This window comes from Arsenicibacter sp. R0_47 (assembly GCF_057652235.1).
In genome coordinates this window covers 244,448-259,415 of the sequence record NZ_JBYFCJ010000009.1, presented here as the reverse complement: position 1 = coordinate 259,415, position 14,968 = coordinate 244,448, and the positions used below count along the sequence as shown (strand labels likewise).

The window sequence follows — 14,968 nt, the reverse complement described above, 5'->3', positions numbered from 1 at the left end:
GTCGTCATCGTTTTGTAGTTTCGTCACCACAAAAATAGGACATACTGGTTCTTGCCTTTTTTTATGAGAAAGCCCTGCATCTTCATAATCACGCCCTTCAAATCTTAGAGGGATTGATATGAAGGTCAAGTTTTCTAAGTAGTAATCATAATGAGACACTGCTTTGATAAGTTCACTTATCTCATAGGGGCCTGCTAACTTGCCCGCATACTCTTTACCGAAAGAATTGGGCATAGGAAAATAGTAAAGTCTCATTCGATTCAAATTCTTTTTTTATACTGCGAGCACAAAGACCATAAGGCCCGAAACCCGCTATTAATGACTTGCCTTCGAGGACATTGGAGTAGTCAGCCAAAACTCGGCCCGCAAACCCAAACTGTCCGTCCGAGGACATACCCTTTGTCACAAGGGACGTGGAAATGGAAGCGCCAAAGCTCTATAACGCACGAGTGCAATTTGTCAACCGCGACCCGCCTGACAAGCAAAATATCTGACCTCTGAGACCTGCTACCTGTCGCCCGATACTTGAAATACCCACCGACCTGGACGGGCCACCCAACTCCAACGGGGTTTGATGGCGAGTGAATAACTCTACAGAACACACGTACCTCCGGCCTTTACACACCCGTTTAGTTGGGCTGTCAGCCCTGCCTTCGGGACGTGCTACCTGTCGCCAGAGACGCGCCCAAGCAGAGCGAAGTTAGAGAGCGATACGCGAACGTAAAAAACTCTGATGGTCAGCTACTTTTTTTGACACAATACCAAAATCAATTCCATATTCTCCAAATACTGAATCTTCAAAAATTTCTTTCAATGCTTCCTCGTCACCATGATGAATTATGGTTCGCTCAGAGCCGTTTACTTCATAAACGGCTTCACTCCCATAAACTTCCCCTACAACTTGGCCCATCGTACAGAAACCATAATCATCAATGATGATTATGGGGCATTTCACGTTTCCATTAACAACGATGGTTCCGTGATTGTAGGAGCCCATAAACACCTCTTTTACAGTCAAGTTGCCTGTTACATGAATATCTTGACCGCCAACAGCGATATTATTGGCAGATAAATTGCCTAAAACGACTAGGTGCATACCGTAGTCAGTTTCAAAATTGAAAATGTTACCAACGGTCAAGTTGCCCTTAACAATGATACCAAGTATGTCATCAGGATATTCCTCTGTTTCCAAATTCAAATCGTCGCACTCAACGTCATTGTCATACACCCAGAAATTATAGTGTTGGTTGTCTTTTTCCCAGTAAGAGTCAAACGCTCTAAGATTATTAAATTCAAACTGAGAGAGTTGCTTGGCTTCGGGGTAAGCTACGATACGTGGTGACATTGCTCCTTAAAACTGATTAATTAAATGTGAATTTTACAGATTAAAAGTCCCCGTACAAACCTGAGCCTGCTTTGCCAGAGCGTTGGTTTGTCGATCATAACCTCCTGAACTAACGAAAAGCCTAACCTGTGGGGATTACAATATGTCGCCAGAACGCTGGACGTGGAAGTAAAACCTAACCTATACGGCCCGCTCCCTGTCGCTAAGACACTGACAAACAAGCATTTGATGTGCGAACACCCAACATACCATTGTACGAAAACTCACTAAACTACATCATACTGATATTCAGCACAATGTAATTAATTCAGCTAGATACTTTATTACTAATCAATCGCTCCCCTACCTCTACAAGCTGTTGCGAATAGTCGTATAAATCATCTATTCCCGCAACCTCATACTTAGTCTCCTTCTTGGCCTCATCAAGCAACGCTAAATATTTTTTAGAGCCATTGAAATACAGGCGGCAAATTGTCTTCCGGTTATTGTCATCCAATAGAATAGCAAAATACGTTTGGGCATCACGATAAGCAATTCGTTTTAGCTCAACCGTTCCGCGAAGGATGGAACGCACAATGTAGAAGGCTTCTAACTCCTCCTGTGTTGTGATTATCGTTGGCTTTTCCTTTTCTTCAGCCGCTGGCGCTGCTACGGGTTCCGTTACCACAATGGTCTTTTCTTCCTGAACCAACGCCGTTTTCAGTCTGTCCGTAATCTGGTCTGAAAAGCTATGCTGGAAGGATTTCTTGACCAGTCCGGTAAAGTAATCCATCATTTTGGCGTTTAACTGACCGGGATAAACCTGTTTTGCCAAATGCCTGACCAACGGGTCACTTGGACTATTCATCTCCTGCTGTATCAGCAATTTCAGCTCACCGGTATATTTCAGTTCACTGGCTGAGGTGATGATAGCGTTTACATCGAAATAGGATTTGTGAAACTTCTTTAGCTCCTCTACCTGATTGTCTCTCAAATCAAGCATGTTGATTTCAAGGAACGGCTTTTGGTCCATCTTATTCGGCTCCTCAAGGTCAGTATAAAACCGGTAGATGATACCATTGGTCAAAACCCCAAAGCGGGCCTTTGTAACATGAAAGTAGCGCAATAGCTGGTTATCGTGCAAGGTCAGGCTTTGCGCCCAATGCTTGCATTCAATCAGCATACAGGGCTCTCCGCTATCCCGCATGATGGCGTAATCAACCTTTTCGCCCTTTTTCGTACCAATATCGCTGATAAATTCAGGCACCACCTCAAGGGGATTAAATACATCGTAGCCAAGGCATTGCAGGAACGGAAGGATAAAAGCCGTCTTTGTCGCTTCCTCAGTATGGATAGAATCTTTAAGGCGGGCAACCCTGTCAACAAGTTGTTTGAGGTGGTCTTTGAAGTCCATAAAGGTGTCAGGTAAAGGTTATTGATTCAATAAGGGTCTGGTTTAGTTCTTCTTTGCAGTCAACTGTATATGTAATAATTACTGTACAGAATGAAACGTTAAGGCGATTGACAGCAATTTTATGATTATTGCTCATAATAAACAAATTTTCATATAAATGTCACTACTGTCATAATTTGTTGTAGCTCAATCACTTCACTAGCCACAAAAAAAGCCCCGCTCTCTCGAACGGGGCTTTGGTCGTATCGTATCAGGCCGGCTCAGCCGTGAAAAAAGTCCTTCATCTTTTCGAAGAAGCCCTTTTCGTTTTTATTCGGTTTTGGCTGGAAGTTCGGGGCGCTGCGTAACCGCTCCAGCAGAGCGCGTTCGTCGGACGAGAGCGTACGCGGTGTCCAGACGTTTACGTGTACCAGCTGATCGCCGCGACCGTAGCCGTTCAGTTCTTTGATGCCTTTGCCTTTCAGGCGCAGGATTTTGCCGCTCTGCGTGCCCGGCTCCAGCGTAATCCGTGCCCGGCCATCGATGGTCGGCACTTCCACGCTTGTCCCTAAGGCTGCGTCGGCGAAGTTAACGTACAGGTCGAATACGATGTTGGTTCCGTCGCGTTTCAGTTCTTCGTCTTCCTCCTCTTCGATCAGGATCAACAGGTCGCCGGCCACACCACCGCGCGGCGGCACGTTGCCTTTGCCCGAGACCGACAGCTGCACGCCCTCGGCTACACCCGCCGGAATCTTGATCGGAATCACGTCTTCCTGCAACAAACGGCCTTCGCCAAAGCAGGTATCGCAGCGATCGGTCACCTGCTTGCCCTCGCCGTTACAGGTCGGACAAGTGTTGGTCGACACCATCTGCCCCAGCATCGTATTCACCACCTTGCGCACCTGACCGGTCCCGTTACAGCTCTGGCAGGTCGTAACGGCCGTACCGTTTTTCGATCCGTTGCCGCCGCAGGTCGTACAGGTGACGTGGCGTTTTACCTTGATTTTTTTCTCGACCCCGTTGGCCACCTCCTGCAGGTTCAGCTTCAGCTTGATCCGCAGGTCAGAACCACGGCGTACGCGCTGCCGCTGACCGCCCGTGCTCCGGCCAAAGAAACTGCCGAACGGCGATTCGTCGCCGAAGATATCGCCGAACTGGCTGAAAATATCTTCCATCGACGGGCCGCCGCCATAGCCGCCGAACCCACCGTTGCCGCCAAGTCCCTGATGACCAAACTGGTCATAGCGCGCTTTTTTCTGCGCGTCGCTCAGCACATCGTAGGCTTCAGCCGCCTCCTTAAACTTGTCTTCCGCCGACGGATCATCCGGATTTTTATCCGGGTGATATTTGATCGCCATCTTCCGGTAGGCTTTCTTAATATCGTCCGCCGAGGCATTCTTGTCGATACCCAGTACCTCGTAATAATCTCGCTTCGTTGCCATGAAATCAATGAGTGAGTGGGTGAATGAGTGATTGAGTGACTAGTCCCGCTAATTCACTCAATCACTCATTCACTCAATAAATTAGCTTCCTACAATAACCTTTGCAAACCGGATTACTTTGTCGTTCAGGAAATACCCTTTTTCTACTTCGTCGATGACCTTACCTTTCAGGTCGTCGCTCGGGGCAGGGAACTGGGTAACTGATTCGTGGATATCGGCATTAAATACCTCCCCTTTCGATGTCATCGGCTTGACGCCCTTGGCTTCCAGGGTCCGGAATAATTTATGATAAATCAGCGACACGCCTTCTTTCAGAGCCGCAATGTCGTTAGCATTTTCGATGGATTGCATCGCCCGCTCAAAGTCATCAACGACCGGCAGCAGCGATACCAGCAGGCCTTCGTTGGCAGTGCTGATCAGGTCTAGCTTTTCCTTGGCCGTACGGCGGCGGAAATTTTCAAAATCGGCGTATAACCGGAGGTATTTATCTTTCAGTTCGGCAACTTCCTGCGATGCCGATGACGTTTCGGCAGCCGGTTGCTCTGCCGCTTCGGCAGACTGATTGTCAGTATTTTCGTTCACAGATGGCGCTTCTTCGTCAATAATGTCTTTATTTTCCATGCTTACTATCGCTTTCTCTACCTGTTTTCTTTCTACAAATATGCACAATAACAAGGCCAAATCCATTTAATCTGACAACTTGACACATCGGCTCGTCTGGTCCGGCGATTATACCGCTTAACACAAAAACAACCGGAAAGATTGATGACCGGCCATACATTTACCGGAAATCTGAATTATTTCAGCCGCTTATGCTGTTTCCTTAGCATCGGATTATGCAACAACACCTTGACGCAACAGCGCACCATACAACCCTGATCAAACAACAGGCACTTGCCCTGGGCTTTGATTTCTGCGGTATTTCGGCGGCCGGTTTTCTGGACGAGGAAGCCCCGCGTCTGGAAAACTGGCTGAAACAGGAACGGCACGGGCAGATGGGCTACATGGCCAACCATTTCGACAAGCGCCTTGATCCGCGCCTGCTGGTCGACGGGGCGAAATCCGTTATTACAGTACTGCTCAATTACTTTCCCGAAGAACCGCTCCCCGAAGGACCCGGCGACCTGAAAATCTCCAAATATGCCTACGGCGAAGATTATCATTTTGTGCTGAAAGACAAGCTGAAGTCACTGCTGTCGTTTATTCAGGAACAGATCGGTGAGGTGGTCGGCCGCGCATTTGTTGATTCGGCCCCGGTGATGGACAAGGCATGGGCCAAACGGAGCGGGGCCGGCTGGATGGGCAAACACTCGAATATACTGAACCGGAAAATGGGCAGCTTTTTCTTTATCGGTGAACTGATCCTCGACCTTGCCCTAACGCCCGACGGCCCCATCGGCGACTACTGCGGCACCTGCACCCGCTGCCTCGACGCCTGCCCGACCGGTGCCATCATTGAGCCCTATGTCGTAGACGGGAGCCGCTGCATCTCCTATTTTACCATCGAGCTTAAAGGAGCAATTCCGGCCGAAGTCAGCGGACAATTCGACAACTGGGTTTTCGGCTGTGATATTTGTCAGGATGTCTGCCCCTGGAACCGGTTTGCCAAACCGCACCGGACACCCGCCTTCGATCCGCACCCGGGCCTGCGCCAGCTGACCAATACCGACTGGCAGGATATCACCGAAGACGTGTTCCGCGAAGTGTTCCGGCGGTCGGCCGTGAAGCGTACCAAACTCGAAGGCCTGCGCCGGAATATAGCCTTTGTTCAGCAAGCCAGTCAGTCTGACAATCTTAATTTAGATTAAATTGTCATAATTAAATGAACAAAGTTGCAAACCATAAAACTATACGTTTAGTTTAAGGGAGAATCGTACATACTTCGATTTAGATTGACAACAATTTACTAATTAACATGCCAAGGGGAAGAGAACATACTGAACAACGGCTCATTGATGCTGTTGGACAAATCATCGCGGAAGAGGGTTTCGAACAACTGGGAATCAACCGGATAGCGGCGAAAGCAGGCATCAATAAAATTTTAATCTACCGGTATTTTGGCGGACTTGAGGGTTTGCTGGATGCTCATTACAAGCAGAATCCCCCGGTAGTTCAACTCCCCCGACTGAATCCTGACCAATTTAAAGGTGCCAGTATTGATGAGATCATGCAGGCGTCCTGTGAGTATATGCTTATGGATTTCAGGCTGTTGCGCCAGAACGTCCAGTCACTGGAATACCTGCGGTCTGATTTGCTGGCCCATTCAGAAAAACATTCCAATCCGCTGGCTGATCAGATCGAGCAGGAAACCCATGCGATTGTCGAAAGCATGTCGGGTATGGTCAGCAGCGAATACGGGCGGTCGGTGTCGGCCGTCATGATTTCGGCCCTGCGTTTGCTGGCGTTCATGAGCCAGGACAAGCGTACCCTGATGGGCATTGACCTGGGTACCGACGAAGGCTGGGCTCAGATTGAGCAAGCCGTTCGCCGGATTTTCCACGGACTGGCGCTGGCAGCCAACGAATCTTACGCCAAAAATCCTGATTTGCTGATCACATCGGCCACCCGCCAGACCTCCTCAAAAGTATTGTAGAGCGGGGTTGGTGCCAGGCGTATGCAGTCCGGCTCGCGCCAGTCACCAATGATGCCGGCTTCTGTCAACCGGTTAAACAGTGCCTTGCCCACGCCGGGCACCAGCAGCGAGAGCTGGGCGCCGCGCTGTGCCGGATTTTCGGGTGTCAGGATATGAACACCGGCCTCCTGCAGCAGGTAGTAGAGGTAGCCGGTCAGCTGTTCGCTTTTGCGGCGCAGGTTTTCCATGCCCGCCTCGGCCGTAATATCCAGCGCCGTTTTGTGGAGCGACATGGCCAGGATATTCGGCGTACTGATCTGCCAGCCATCGGCCCCCTGCATCGGTACAAACCCTTTCGTCATCTCAAACCGGCGCGGTTCGTCATACCCCCACCAGCCCGCCAGCCTCGGCAGCCCGGCCGCGTGGTGCTTTTCGTGCACAAAAATACCCGAAATCCCCCCCGGCCCCGAATTGAGGTATTTGTACGAACACCAGGTGGCAAAATCAACACCCCAGTCGTGCAGGTAAACCGGTACGTTTCCGATCGCATGCGCAAGGTCAAAGCCTACCGTAATCCCGTGTTCACGGGCGGTTTGCGCGATGGCTTTCATATCGTAAACCTGTCCGGTGTAGTAGTTCAGGCCACTCATCAGTACCAGGGCCAGTTCACCCGCATGGGCGGCAATACCGGCCTGAATCGCTTCCAGCCGGATCAGGCCGTCTGCTTCCGGCTTTATTTCAACAAGCACCTCGTCCGGATCAAATCCGCGGGACTTAATGTGGGTTTCCAGCGCATACTGGTCCGATGGAAAATCACCGGCGATGGTCAGGATTTTAGGTCTGTCAGCCGTCGGCCGGTAAAATGTCGAGAGCAGCAGGTGCAGGTTCACCGTCAGCGAGTTCATCGGGCAGACTTCTTCGGGCATGGCCCCGACCACCTGTGCCAGCGGCTCTTTGCACGCCCGGTGGTATCCGATCCAGGATTCATCATACAGCGGGTTGACGTCAAACCATCCTTCCACGCCGTTCTGCCGCCAGACGGCAAGGTCATGTTCCAGCACGGCTTTGGCTGCCTGCGGTTGCAGACCCAGCGAATTACCGCAGAAATAAATGATAGATTTACCGGTATGGACGGGAATATGAAACCGTTTCCGGTACGTGTGTAACGGATCTTCCTGATCCTGTTTCAGGGCAAAATCCAGGCTATTTTCGTACTTCATGAACGAACGTTGAAACAATATGGTCGCTGCGGGAATTATTGCTTATTAACCACAAAGATCAATTTTATTTTTACATCACTATCTTTTTGTACCAAACTACCCAGCGAATGACATCCCAAGCCTCCGTAATCATTGTTGGTGCCGGTATGGCTGGCCTGACTTGTGCCGCCTACTTAAAAAAATCAGGTATTAATGCCCTCCTGCTCGACGCGGCTGACGGGGTCGGCGGCCGCATCCGTACGGATACTGTCGACGGGTTTCGCCTCGACCGCGGCTTTCAGATTCTGCTGACCGCCTACCCCGAAGCGCAGCGGTTGCTGGACTATGCCGCCCTCAACCTGAAAACATTCCGCTCCGGTGCGCTGATCCGCTGCGACGAACCGGGCAGCAGTAATCCGTGGCTTAAACTGCTGAACCCGCTCAGCGAACCGGCCGCGCTTTTTCAAACCCTGTTTTCGCCGGTCGGCACGTTCAGTGATAAACTCCGGATTCTGGAACTCGCCCGCCGCGTGCAGGGCATGCAGTCAGACGATTTTTTCCGGCAGGACGCGACCACAACCTATGACTTTCTGACTGATTTCGGGTTTTCCGACCAGATGATTACCCGGTTTTTCCGCCCGTTTTTCGGTGGTATTTTTCTGGAAGACGCCCTGCATACTTCCAGTAACTTCTTTGAATTCTGCTTCAGCATGTTCTATTCGGGCGAAGCAGCCGTACCGGCCGGCGGTATGGAACGGATTCCGGCACAGATTGCCGGCCGGCTTTTACCGGAGCAAATCCGGCTGAATACACCGGTGAGCGCCATTCGCGGCAATCAGGTGTACCTGGCAAGCGGCGAGGTCCTGACGGCTTCGCACATTGTCCTTGCCGTTGACCGCGCCGGAGCGGCTCAGTTACTGGGTGCGCCAAAACCGGCCGAAACCGCCTTTACGCATACAACCTGTACCTATTTTGCGGCTCCGGCCTCGCCCCGCCCCGACGAAAAGCTGTTGTTGCTGAACACCCGGCGCTCATCGGCCGTCCACAACGTGGCCGTTGTTTCAGACATTGATCCGGCCACTGCTCCTGCCGGTCAGGCGCTGATTTCGGTCAGCACGCAGGGCCTCACCCGGGTGGACGAAGCCGCTTTAACGGCGCAAATCCGGCGGGAACTGACGGAGTGGTTCGGTGAGCCGGTAAAACAATGGCGGCATCTGCGGACCTATCACATCCCGCATGCGTTACCGGCATACGGGCCGGACGCGCTCAACGCGCCGGTAAGCCTCAGCCGTGGCCTGTATCAGTGCGGCGACCAGACCGCATACCCGTCCCTGAATGCTGCCATCCGGACAGGCCGGTTGGTGGCAGAAGAGATCGCAAAGCAATACGCCTGAGCGTAGGGCGTAGCGGATGGGGCATAGAGCATAGGGTTGCCGGCCCTTTGCTCTATGCCCCATCCGCTACGCTCTTTGCCCTACGCTCTTTGCTCTACGCTCTATGCCCTCAACCCCCTGCCCAACAGGAAACGGGCCATTTGCAGGCCGGACTGGAAAGCACCTTCGACATTCCCCATGCCAAAGCCGTCGCCGCCGAATAAGAGCATAAACGGTGCCTTGCCCACGACAAAGGCTTCGTCATGCCGCTGATTGGCCAGACTATACCGCCAGCGATGCACCTGATAGCTGGCTACTGATCCCGCCGGAATCCATTCGGTCAGCTGATCGAGCAGCGTTTTCCCGACCGCATTCAGATCGTCTTCCAGATGCAGCTGGCTAAAAGCATGTGTGGCGTGCACGGTAATGGTGGTCTGGTCCGGTGAAATGCCCTTCCGGTGGTTGTCCGCCACCCAGGCCACACCCGTGTCGGCATTTTCGTCGAATTGCAGAATACCCGGCGCCGGGATGTTGCTGGTTCCGTTCAGCACAGCCATGACGGCAATGCAGGGCTGGTAACGGATGTTGGAAAAAGCGCGGATTTCAAGCGATCCGGGATCAAGTCCGCTGTCGCTCAGCAAAGCCTCTGCCTGTGGCACCGGAATGGTAATCAACAGCTGATCGGCCTCGTAGGTATTACCCGACTCGGTTACAACCTGACACCCACCGGCAATGGTATTGATCCGGACAGCCCGCTCGCCTGTCTGCACCGGCACTGATTTAGCCATGTATTTGGCGATGGCATTCATGCCCTCCGCACCGATATAGCGGGGGTGCCGGAACGATGTATCGACAATTTCGGCTTCCTGTAGATTCCATTCCTTAACCACACCGGCCTCCATCAGTTGCTGCACATGTGCCTGAAAGTCGGGGGTACGTGCCGAAAAAAACTGCGCCCCGTGATCGGCCCGGCCCATCGCCAGCCGGCGGGTGGCCAGCCGCCCGCCAACGCCACGGCCTTTGTCTAATACCGTGACGGTCTGGTTGTTTTTACGCAGTTCATGCGCGGCTGTCAGGCCAGCCATTCCGGCACCAATGATAATCGTTGATGGCATTCGTTCGTAAAGTGAAGGTGAGTTGTTACATTTAAACTTTTATTGACAACCATCAAAGCCCTTGCTTTGTTGACTTTTCATGCGTGCAATTTCATTACGTAACTGGTTATCAGGTTTGCTCATAGCCCTGCCAATCGGTTATCTGTTTCTTTTTCCGGAACTGTTCCGGTGCCAGACCGTACGCTTTTCGGCTGACTTTATGCCGTTAGCCCATACCCCTATGCCGGTTTACGTCCAGCGTACTACCCCCGACTCTGTAAAAAAAGTGCTGGTTCAGCACATTACCGCTTCGACCGGCCGCCTGCGTACCTTCTGGAACGTGCCTGCGGGAAAACAACTGGCCGGAAAAGCCGGTATTATTTTCTGCACCGATCCGGAAACGTTTAACCGCTATTGCGGCGCGAAGGCAGAGTCCTCGGCGGGATGCAGTCTGGGGGCTCCCTGGGGTGAATCCTGGCTGATTCTGGGACCGGACGGTAATAATGTGGATGTGATTGCCCATGAACGCTGCCACGACGAACTGCTAGGTCGTCTGGGCTGGTGGACTGTCCGGCAGGAAATACCGCAGTGGTTTAACGAAGGGCTGGCCCTGATGGTCGATTACCGCTTTTCACCGGCTACCCGCAACAACCGTGAACGCTATATCCGGCTCCACGACGAATGGCTGTTCCGTGGTCAGAGCGGACAGGAATCGGTTGATTTGCAGGAGCTCGGAACAATGCAGGACTTTTTCAGCGGAAGTCCGTATCATGTCCTGATGGCTTATTTAGCCTCCGCCACCGAAGTAGCCCGCTGGCTGGCGGTGTCAGGCCCCGACGGACTGACAAGGATGATGACGAACCTGGAAGCCGGGGAGCCATTCGGCGCGGCATATGCCCGGCTTGACCGGAAACCGGCACGGTCAACAAAAAACAGTTCACCCGCCCCCTGACGTTTATTAGATCCAGTATCACACCAGCCAACATCATTAACATTATACATCATACATTGTCCATTATACATTTTCTTTTCCCTCATGACAACCATTGAAAACGACGTTCTCCGCGTATCAATCCGGCCACAGGGTGCTGAACTGACCTCGGTTTTTAACAAGCAAACCAACATCGAACATCTCTGGCAGGCAGATCCGGCGGTCTGGGGCTGGCACGCTCCGAATTTATTTCCGGTCGTCGGCGGGTTGCAGGATGACCAGCTTCGGGTCGGCGATCAACAGTTTCCGATGGGTCGTCACGGGTTTACGCGCCAGTCCGTTTTTACGCTGACGGATGCAACCCCAACCAGCGCCACCTTCGAACTGAGCGCCAACAGTCAGACGCTGGCCGTATATCCCTATCAGTTTGTTTTTCAGATTATGTATAGTCTCGACGAAGCGGTGCTGAGCATTACCTACCGCGTCGAAAACAAGGGTGATCAGACCATGTATTTCTCGGTCGGGGCACATCCCGCCTTCAATGTTCCGTTTTTACCGGGCGAGCAGTACGAAGACTATACGCTTCATTTTCAGAAAGAAGAACCGCTGACACGGCATCTCTTATCACCGAAGGGCTATTTCACCGGACAGACGGAACCGGTCCTGACGGTTGGTCAGGAGCTGCCGCTGACGAAAGAACTTTTTAATGAGGATGCGCTGGTATTCAAAAGTCTGGAAAGCCGGGCCGTGACCATTCAAAGCCCTCATCACGACCATAAAGTTGTCGTTTCGTTCACGGCCTTCCCGATGCTGGGTATCTGGGCAAAGCCCGGTGCTGATTTTGTCTGTATAGAGCCGTGGCTGGGCTGTGCCGATAATGAAGGGACGCCCGTTACCATTGACGAAAAAGAAGGCATTCAACACGTGGAAGCCGGTGGTTTATTCGAGGCAGGCTTCACCATCGGCGTCGCCTGATAGTGAAGCTCTACGCGCTCAGCACGCTGTGCAGGGAATCGCATGACACCACAAAAGTGCCTTTGGGCGCTTATTGCTGTGGTGTCATGCCTGTTTTACGCACTAGGCCGCGTTTTGCAGCGCGTAATCAAAGTCAGGGTCGTAGCCGACAATCTGCAGTACATCAATAATTTTAATCAGATAGTCTTCCGGCAGACAGCATTCGCCCTGAATGAGCGAAAGCAAAGTATCCGGCGGCACAACAGCCAGTGTTTCAACGGCCTGCACCGAAATCAGCTTACGGCGGACTTCGGTAAAGTAGGCCTTTATATTTTCGGCCTGCAGCTGCACACTGCCTGAATAAAACCGTGTGATCTGCTCACTGATCAGCCGGTTCTTTTCGTTCTGAAACCGGTCCCGTATACGGGTTTCGGTCAGTGATACAAAGCAATGGGTCGTGTTAAACACCAGTGCCAGCGCGCGCAGGTCAAACAGATCAACCGGCAGGCCCGCAATAGCCACATAGGCATTTTCCCATGCTTTTTCCTCCACCTGTCCGCGCCGGTACGGATTCTGTATTTCAATCGCCCACTCTATTTCCTTAAATGCAGCAACAGGCATGATGTGTTCTGCCTCGGCATACAGCCGGTTGTATTCGTCGTCCGAAAGTTTTTCGATCCGCTTCTGTAATTCATAACAGGCTTTCAGGTGCTCATTATAGCTTGACGCTGAATAAGTAGAGTGGATAGCAAACGCCAGAGATTGTAGTCGCATAGGTTCTAGTATCAAAAGCAGCAAGCTGCTGCTCAACCAAACATTCAGTCAATAATTCTTAGACGAAACATATCTCAGAAGTCACTAAATGTTTTTGGGTGAAAATCTAAATAATATTTTAGTAAAGCGCTAACATGATTTAATAAATACAATTTTAACTTATTGGTATATACTTACCTTATAAACGGAATCAGATACGTATAGTTTTCAAAATACGCCATCTATTTAATTTTTCAGCGCATAACTCAAAACAATAAGGCTGAATAAGTATACATTCAATTAACAAAAAGCCAATTATGGTCATATTTTTTCATCTTTTATAAAAGTTTTCCATTTTGATCCGGAATTGAGGTGACCAGGCTGCTTTCCGCCCGTCTTTAAGCAAACAGCAAGCGATTACCTATGGCAACATTCAAGGTCCCGGGCTACGATAAGCCCCTACAAACTGATGGCATAATCTGGATTCAGGGAGACGGCAACTACTCACGTATTCACTATACGGACGGCAAAACATTTCTGGTATCACAAACCCTGAAATGGTTTGAAGACCGGCTCACACCGTTTATCCGGATCCATAAATCCATGCTGATTAACCCGGAGCACCTGGCCAACTTTAATGAAAAGTACCGACCTTTTACCGTACAGCTCAGCAATGGCCAGGAACTCAGTGTTTCCCGCCGGCGCATTCAGAATATCCGGACCGGCCTTACGGTGGTTAATTCATAAAAACAGAACCCCTGACACCGATCCGGTCCCAGGGGTTCTGTCTTATCATTCTCTTTCTGTGCGCGGCGGCTATTTTACAGCCTGCCAGATCAGCTCCGCTATCCGTTGCATACCGGCGTCATTCGGGTGCTGAGCAAGTCCCGCATTGGTATACTGCGTTGCCCGCAGGCCCGCCTCTCCTGCCAGTGAATGTATATCCGCTACCGGATACCCTTTTTCAGCTGCTACTTTGCGGATAACCGCGTTGATTTTATCCTGCCCCGGATAGAACGTTGTCGTACAGACCACCTTCACCGGCCCTTTTGAGAATTTCACCAGATACTCAAGCAACTGCCGGTAGTAACCTTCCAGATTCTGCGGTTCAACCTGCGTATCATCCATATTCTCCCCGATCCGGACAATGACCAGATCCGGACCGTTGCCATCAAAGGGCAGGTGCTCATCCAGCGACGACGGAAGATCGTAGGTCCACCATGTACGCTCGAAGCTGCTGCCGGCAATCGGTTTTACCTGTACATCCGTATACCGGTTTTTGAGTTGCCCCGTCAGGATGTGCAGATAATCCTTATCGGCCGATGAAGCGGCCATTCCCCAGTTTCCTGTCCAGCCGATTTCCGGCACCGGGCTGATGGCAGTAATGCTGTTGCCCAACACAAACATGCGCCGGAAATACGGGGCATACCGGGCCGATGCCGTTGCGGAAACCTGGCTGTTTAACCGTGTCCGGGCGAGCACAGATGTTTCGCTGAGCACCGTCATGGCCTGACCGGCCACCCAGTTTGTCCCGCCATCCGTTGAATACTCGACAACCGCTCCGGCCGGCAAATCAAGCGCCGAAAACTGAACAGCGGACGAATAGGGTACATTACCACTTTGTAAATTAAAAGCAGGGGTTGGCAACGTAGTCTGTGACGGATTATCCGGATTAGGATTATTTGCAGATTTATTCGGTAACCGTTTAACAGTAATCGGAATACAGGCCGTGACACAATCCGGAGGATTTGTGGCCTGCGCCAGTAACGGCGTACGGCCGGCTGTAACCCAAGCCAGTAATAAAATGCTCATAATGAGCTTTTTCATCTGGATTACAGGCATAAACGTATAGGTAGTATTCATGGGTATAAGGTCTTCCTGACCTATGCTATACCCAAAAGTGTGCCAGTTTTTTCAATATTATACATTTTCA

At 51.3% G+C, this 14,968-nt stretch carries 15 protein-coding genes; 6 read left to right on the top strand and 9 right to left on the bottom strand.

Annotation, left to right across the window (positions count from 1 at the left end; all coding sequences use genetic code 11):
* From AC23NW_RS17745 to AC23NW_RS17725, 5 genes are all read right to left on the bottom strand, one after another.
* Positions 1–234, bottom strand: a 234-nt coding sequence (locus AC23NW_RS17745; protein WP_487450971.1) for a hypothetical protein, incomplete at its 3' end; no start/stop codon positions are given.
* A gap of 466 nt (positions 235–700) precedes the next feature.
* The gene (locus AC23NW_RS17740) at positions 701–1,345 is read right to left on the bottom strand and encodes a polymer-forming cytoskeletal protein (RefSeq protein WP_487450970.1); all 645 of its coding nucleotides are present in this window, start codon (positions 1,343–1,345) and stop codon (positions 701–703) included.
* A 307-nt stretch (positions 1,346–1,652) separates the two neighbouring features.
* A complete protein-coding gene (locus tag AC23NW_RS17735; protein WP_487450969.1) occupies positions 1,653–2,738 on the bottom strand; it encodes a type I restriction endonuclease in 1,086 nt (361 codons plus the stop codon).
* Positions 2,739–2,998: 260 nt separating this feature from the next.
* Positions 2,999–4,159 (bottom strand): molecular chaperone DnaJ, encoded by a 1,161-nt coding sequence (dnaJ, locus tag AC23NW_RS17730; RefSeq protein ID WP_293834094.1) that lies wholly within the window; start codon positions 4,157–4,159, stop codon positions 2,999–3,001.
* 81 nt (positions 4,160–4,240) lie between these two features.
* Entirely contained in the window at positions 4,241–4,780 is a 540-nt protein-coding gene (locus tag AC23NW_RS17725) for a nucleotide exchange factor GrpE (RefSeq protein WP_293834093.1), read from the bottom strand.
* A gap of 215 nt (positions 4,781–4,995) precedes the next feature.
* On the opposite strand from AC23NW_RS17725, the gene queG reads away from it, so the two are divergent.
* Entirely contained in the window at positions 4,996–5,967 is a 972-nt protein-coding gene (gene queG / locus AC23NW_RS17720; protein WP_487450968.1) for a tRNA epoxyqueuosine(34) reductase QueG, read from the top strand.
* A gap of 107 nt (positions 5,968–6,074) precedes the next feature.
* Positions 6,075–6,752, top strand: a complete 678-nt coding sequence (locus tag AC23NW_RS17715; protein WP_293834091.1) for a TetR/AcrR family transcriptional regulator — start codon at positions 6,075–6,077, stop codon at positions 6,750–6,752.
* On the opposite strand, the gene kynU is transcribed toward AC23NW_RS17715, so the two are convergent.
* Positions 6,686–7,951 (bottom strand): kynureninase, encoded by a 1,266-nt coding sequence (gene kynU, locus AC23NW_RS17710; protein ID WP_487450967.1) that lies wholly within the window; start codon positions 7,949–7,951, stop codon positions 6,686–6,688. The genes AC23NW_RS17715 and kynU overlap by 67 nt on opposite strands.
* 107 nt (positions 7,952–8,058) lie before the next feature.
* Between kynU and AC23NW_RS17705 the strand changes: the two genes are divergently transcribed.
* Positions 8,059–9,324, top strand: a complete 1,266-nt coding sequence (locus tag AC23NW_RS17705) for an NAD(P)/FAD-dependent oxidoreductase (RefSeq protein ID WP_487450965.1) — start codon at positions 8,059–8,061, stop codon at positions 9,322–9,324.
* 101 nt (positions 9,325–9,425) lie between these two features.
* On the opposite strand, the gene AC23NW_RS17700 is transcribed toward AC23NW_RS17705, so the two are convergent.
* Positions 9,426–10,418 (bottom strand): NAD(P)/FAD-dependent oxidoreductase, encoded by a 993-nt coding sequence (locus AC23NW_RS17700; protein WP_487450963.1) that lies wholly within the window; start codon positions 10,416–10,418, stop codon positions 9,426–9,428.
* Between the two features lie 79 nt (positions 10,419–10,497).
* Here AC23NW_RS17700 and AC23NW_RS17695 point away from each other — a divergent pair, with 79 nt between their 5' ends.
* Both AC23NW_RS17695 and AC23NW_RS17690 read left to right on the top strand, forming a co-directional pair.
* On the top strand, positions 10,498–11,349 hold the full coding sequence (locus AC23NW_RS17695; protein ID WP_487450961.1) for a hypothetical protein: 852 nt from the start codon (positions 10,498–10,500) through the stop codon (positions 11,347–11,349).
* Between the two features lie 84 nt (positions 11,350–11,433).
* A complete protein-coding gene (locus AC23NW_RS17690; protein ID WP_487450960.1) occupies positions 11,434–12,303 on the top strand; it encodes an aldose 1-epimerase family protein in 870 nt (289 codons plus the stop codon).
* 102 nt (positions 12,304–12,405) lie between these two features.
* Here AC23NW_RS17690 and AC23NW_RS17685 read toward each other — a convergent pair whose 3' ends face one another.
* Positions 12,406–13,056 carry a hypothetical protein gene (locus AC23NW_RS17685; protein WP_487450959.1) on the bottom strand — a complete coding sequence of 217 codons (651 nt, stop codon included), beginning with the start codon at positions 13,054–13,056 and terminating at the stop codon, positions 12,406–12,408.
* Between the two features lie 402 nt (positions 13,057–13,458).
* Between AC23NW_RS17685 and AC23NW_RS17680 the strand changes: the two genes are divergently transcribed.
* Positions 13,459–13,782: a LytR/AlgR family response regulator transcription factor gene (locus AC23NW_RS17680; protein ID WP_487450957.1), complete on the top strand. Its 324-nt coding sequence runs from the start codon at positions 13,459–13,461 to the stop codon at positions 13,780–13,782.
* A gap of 69 nt (positions 13,783–13,851) precedes the next feature.
* On the opposite strand, the gene AC23NW_RS17675 is transcribed toward AC23NW_RS17680, so the two are convergent.
* Entirely contained in the window at positions 13,852–14,898 is a 1,047-nt protein-coding gene (locus tag AC23NW_RS17675) for an SGNH/GDSL hydrolase family protein (RefSeq protein ID WP_487450955.1), read from the bottom strand.
* Positions 14,899–14,968 lie beyond the last annotated feature (70 nt).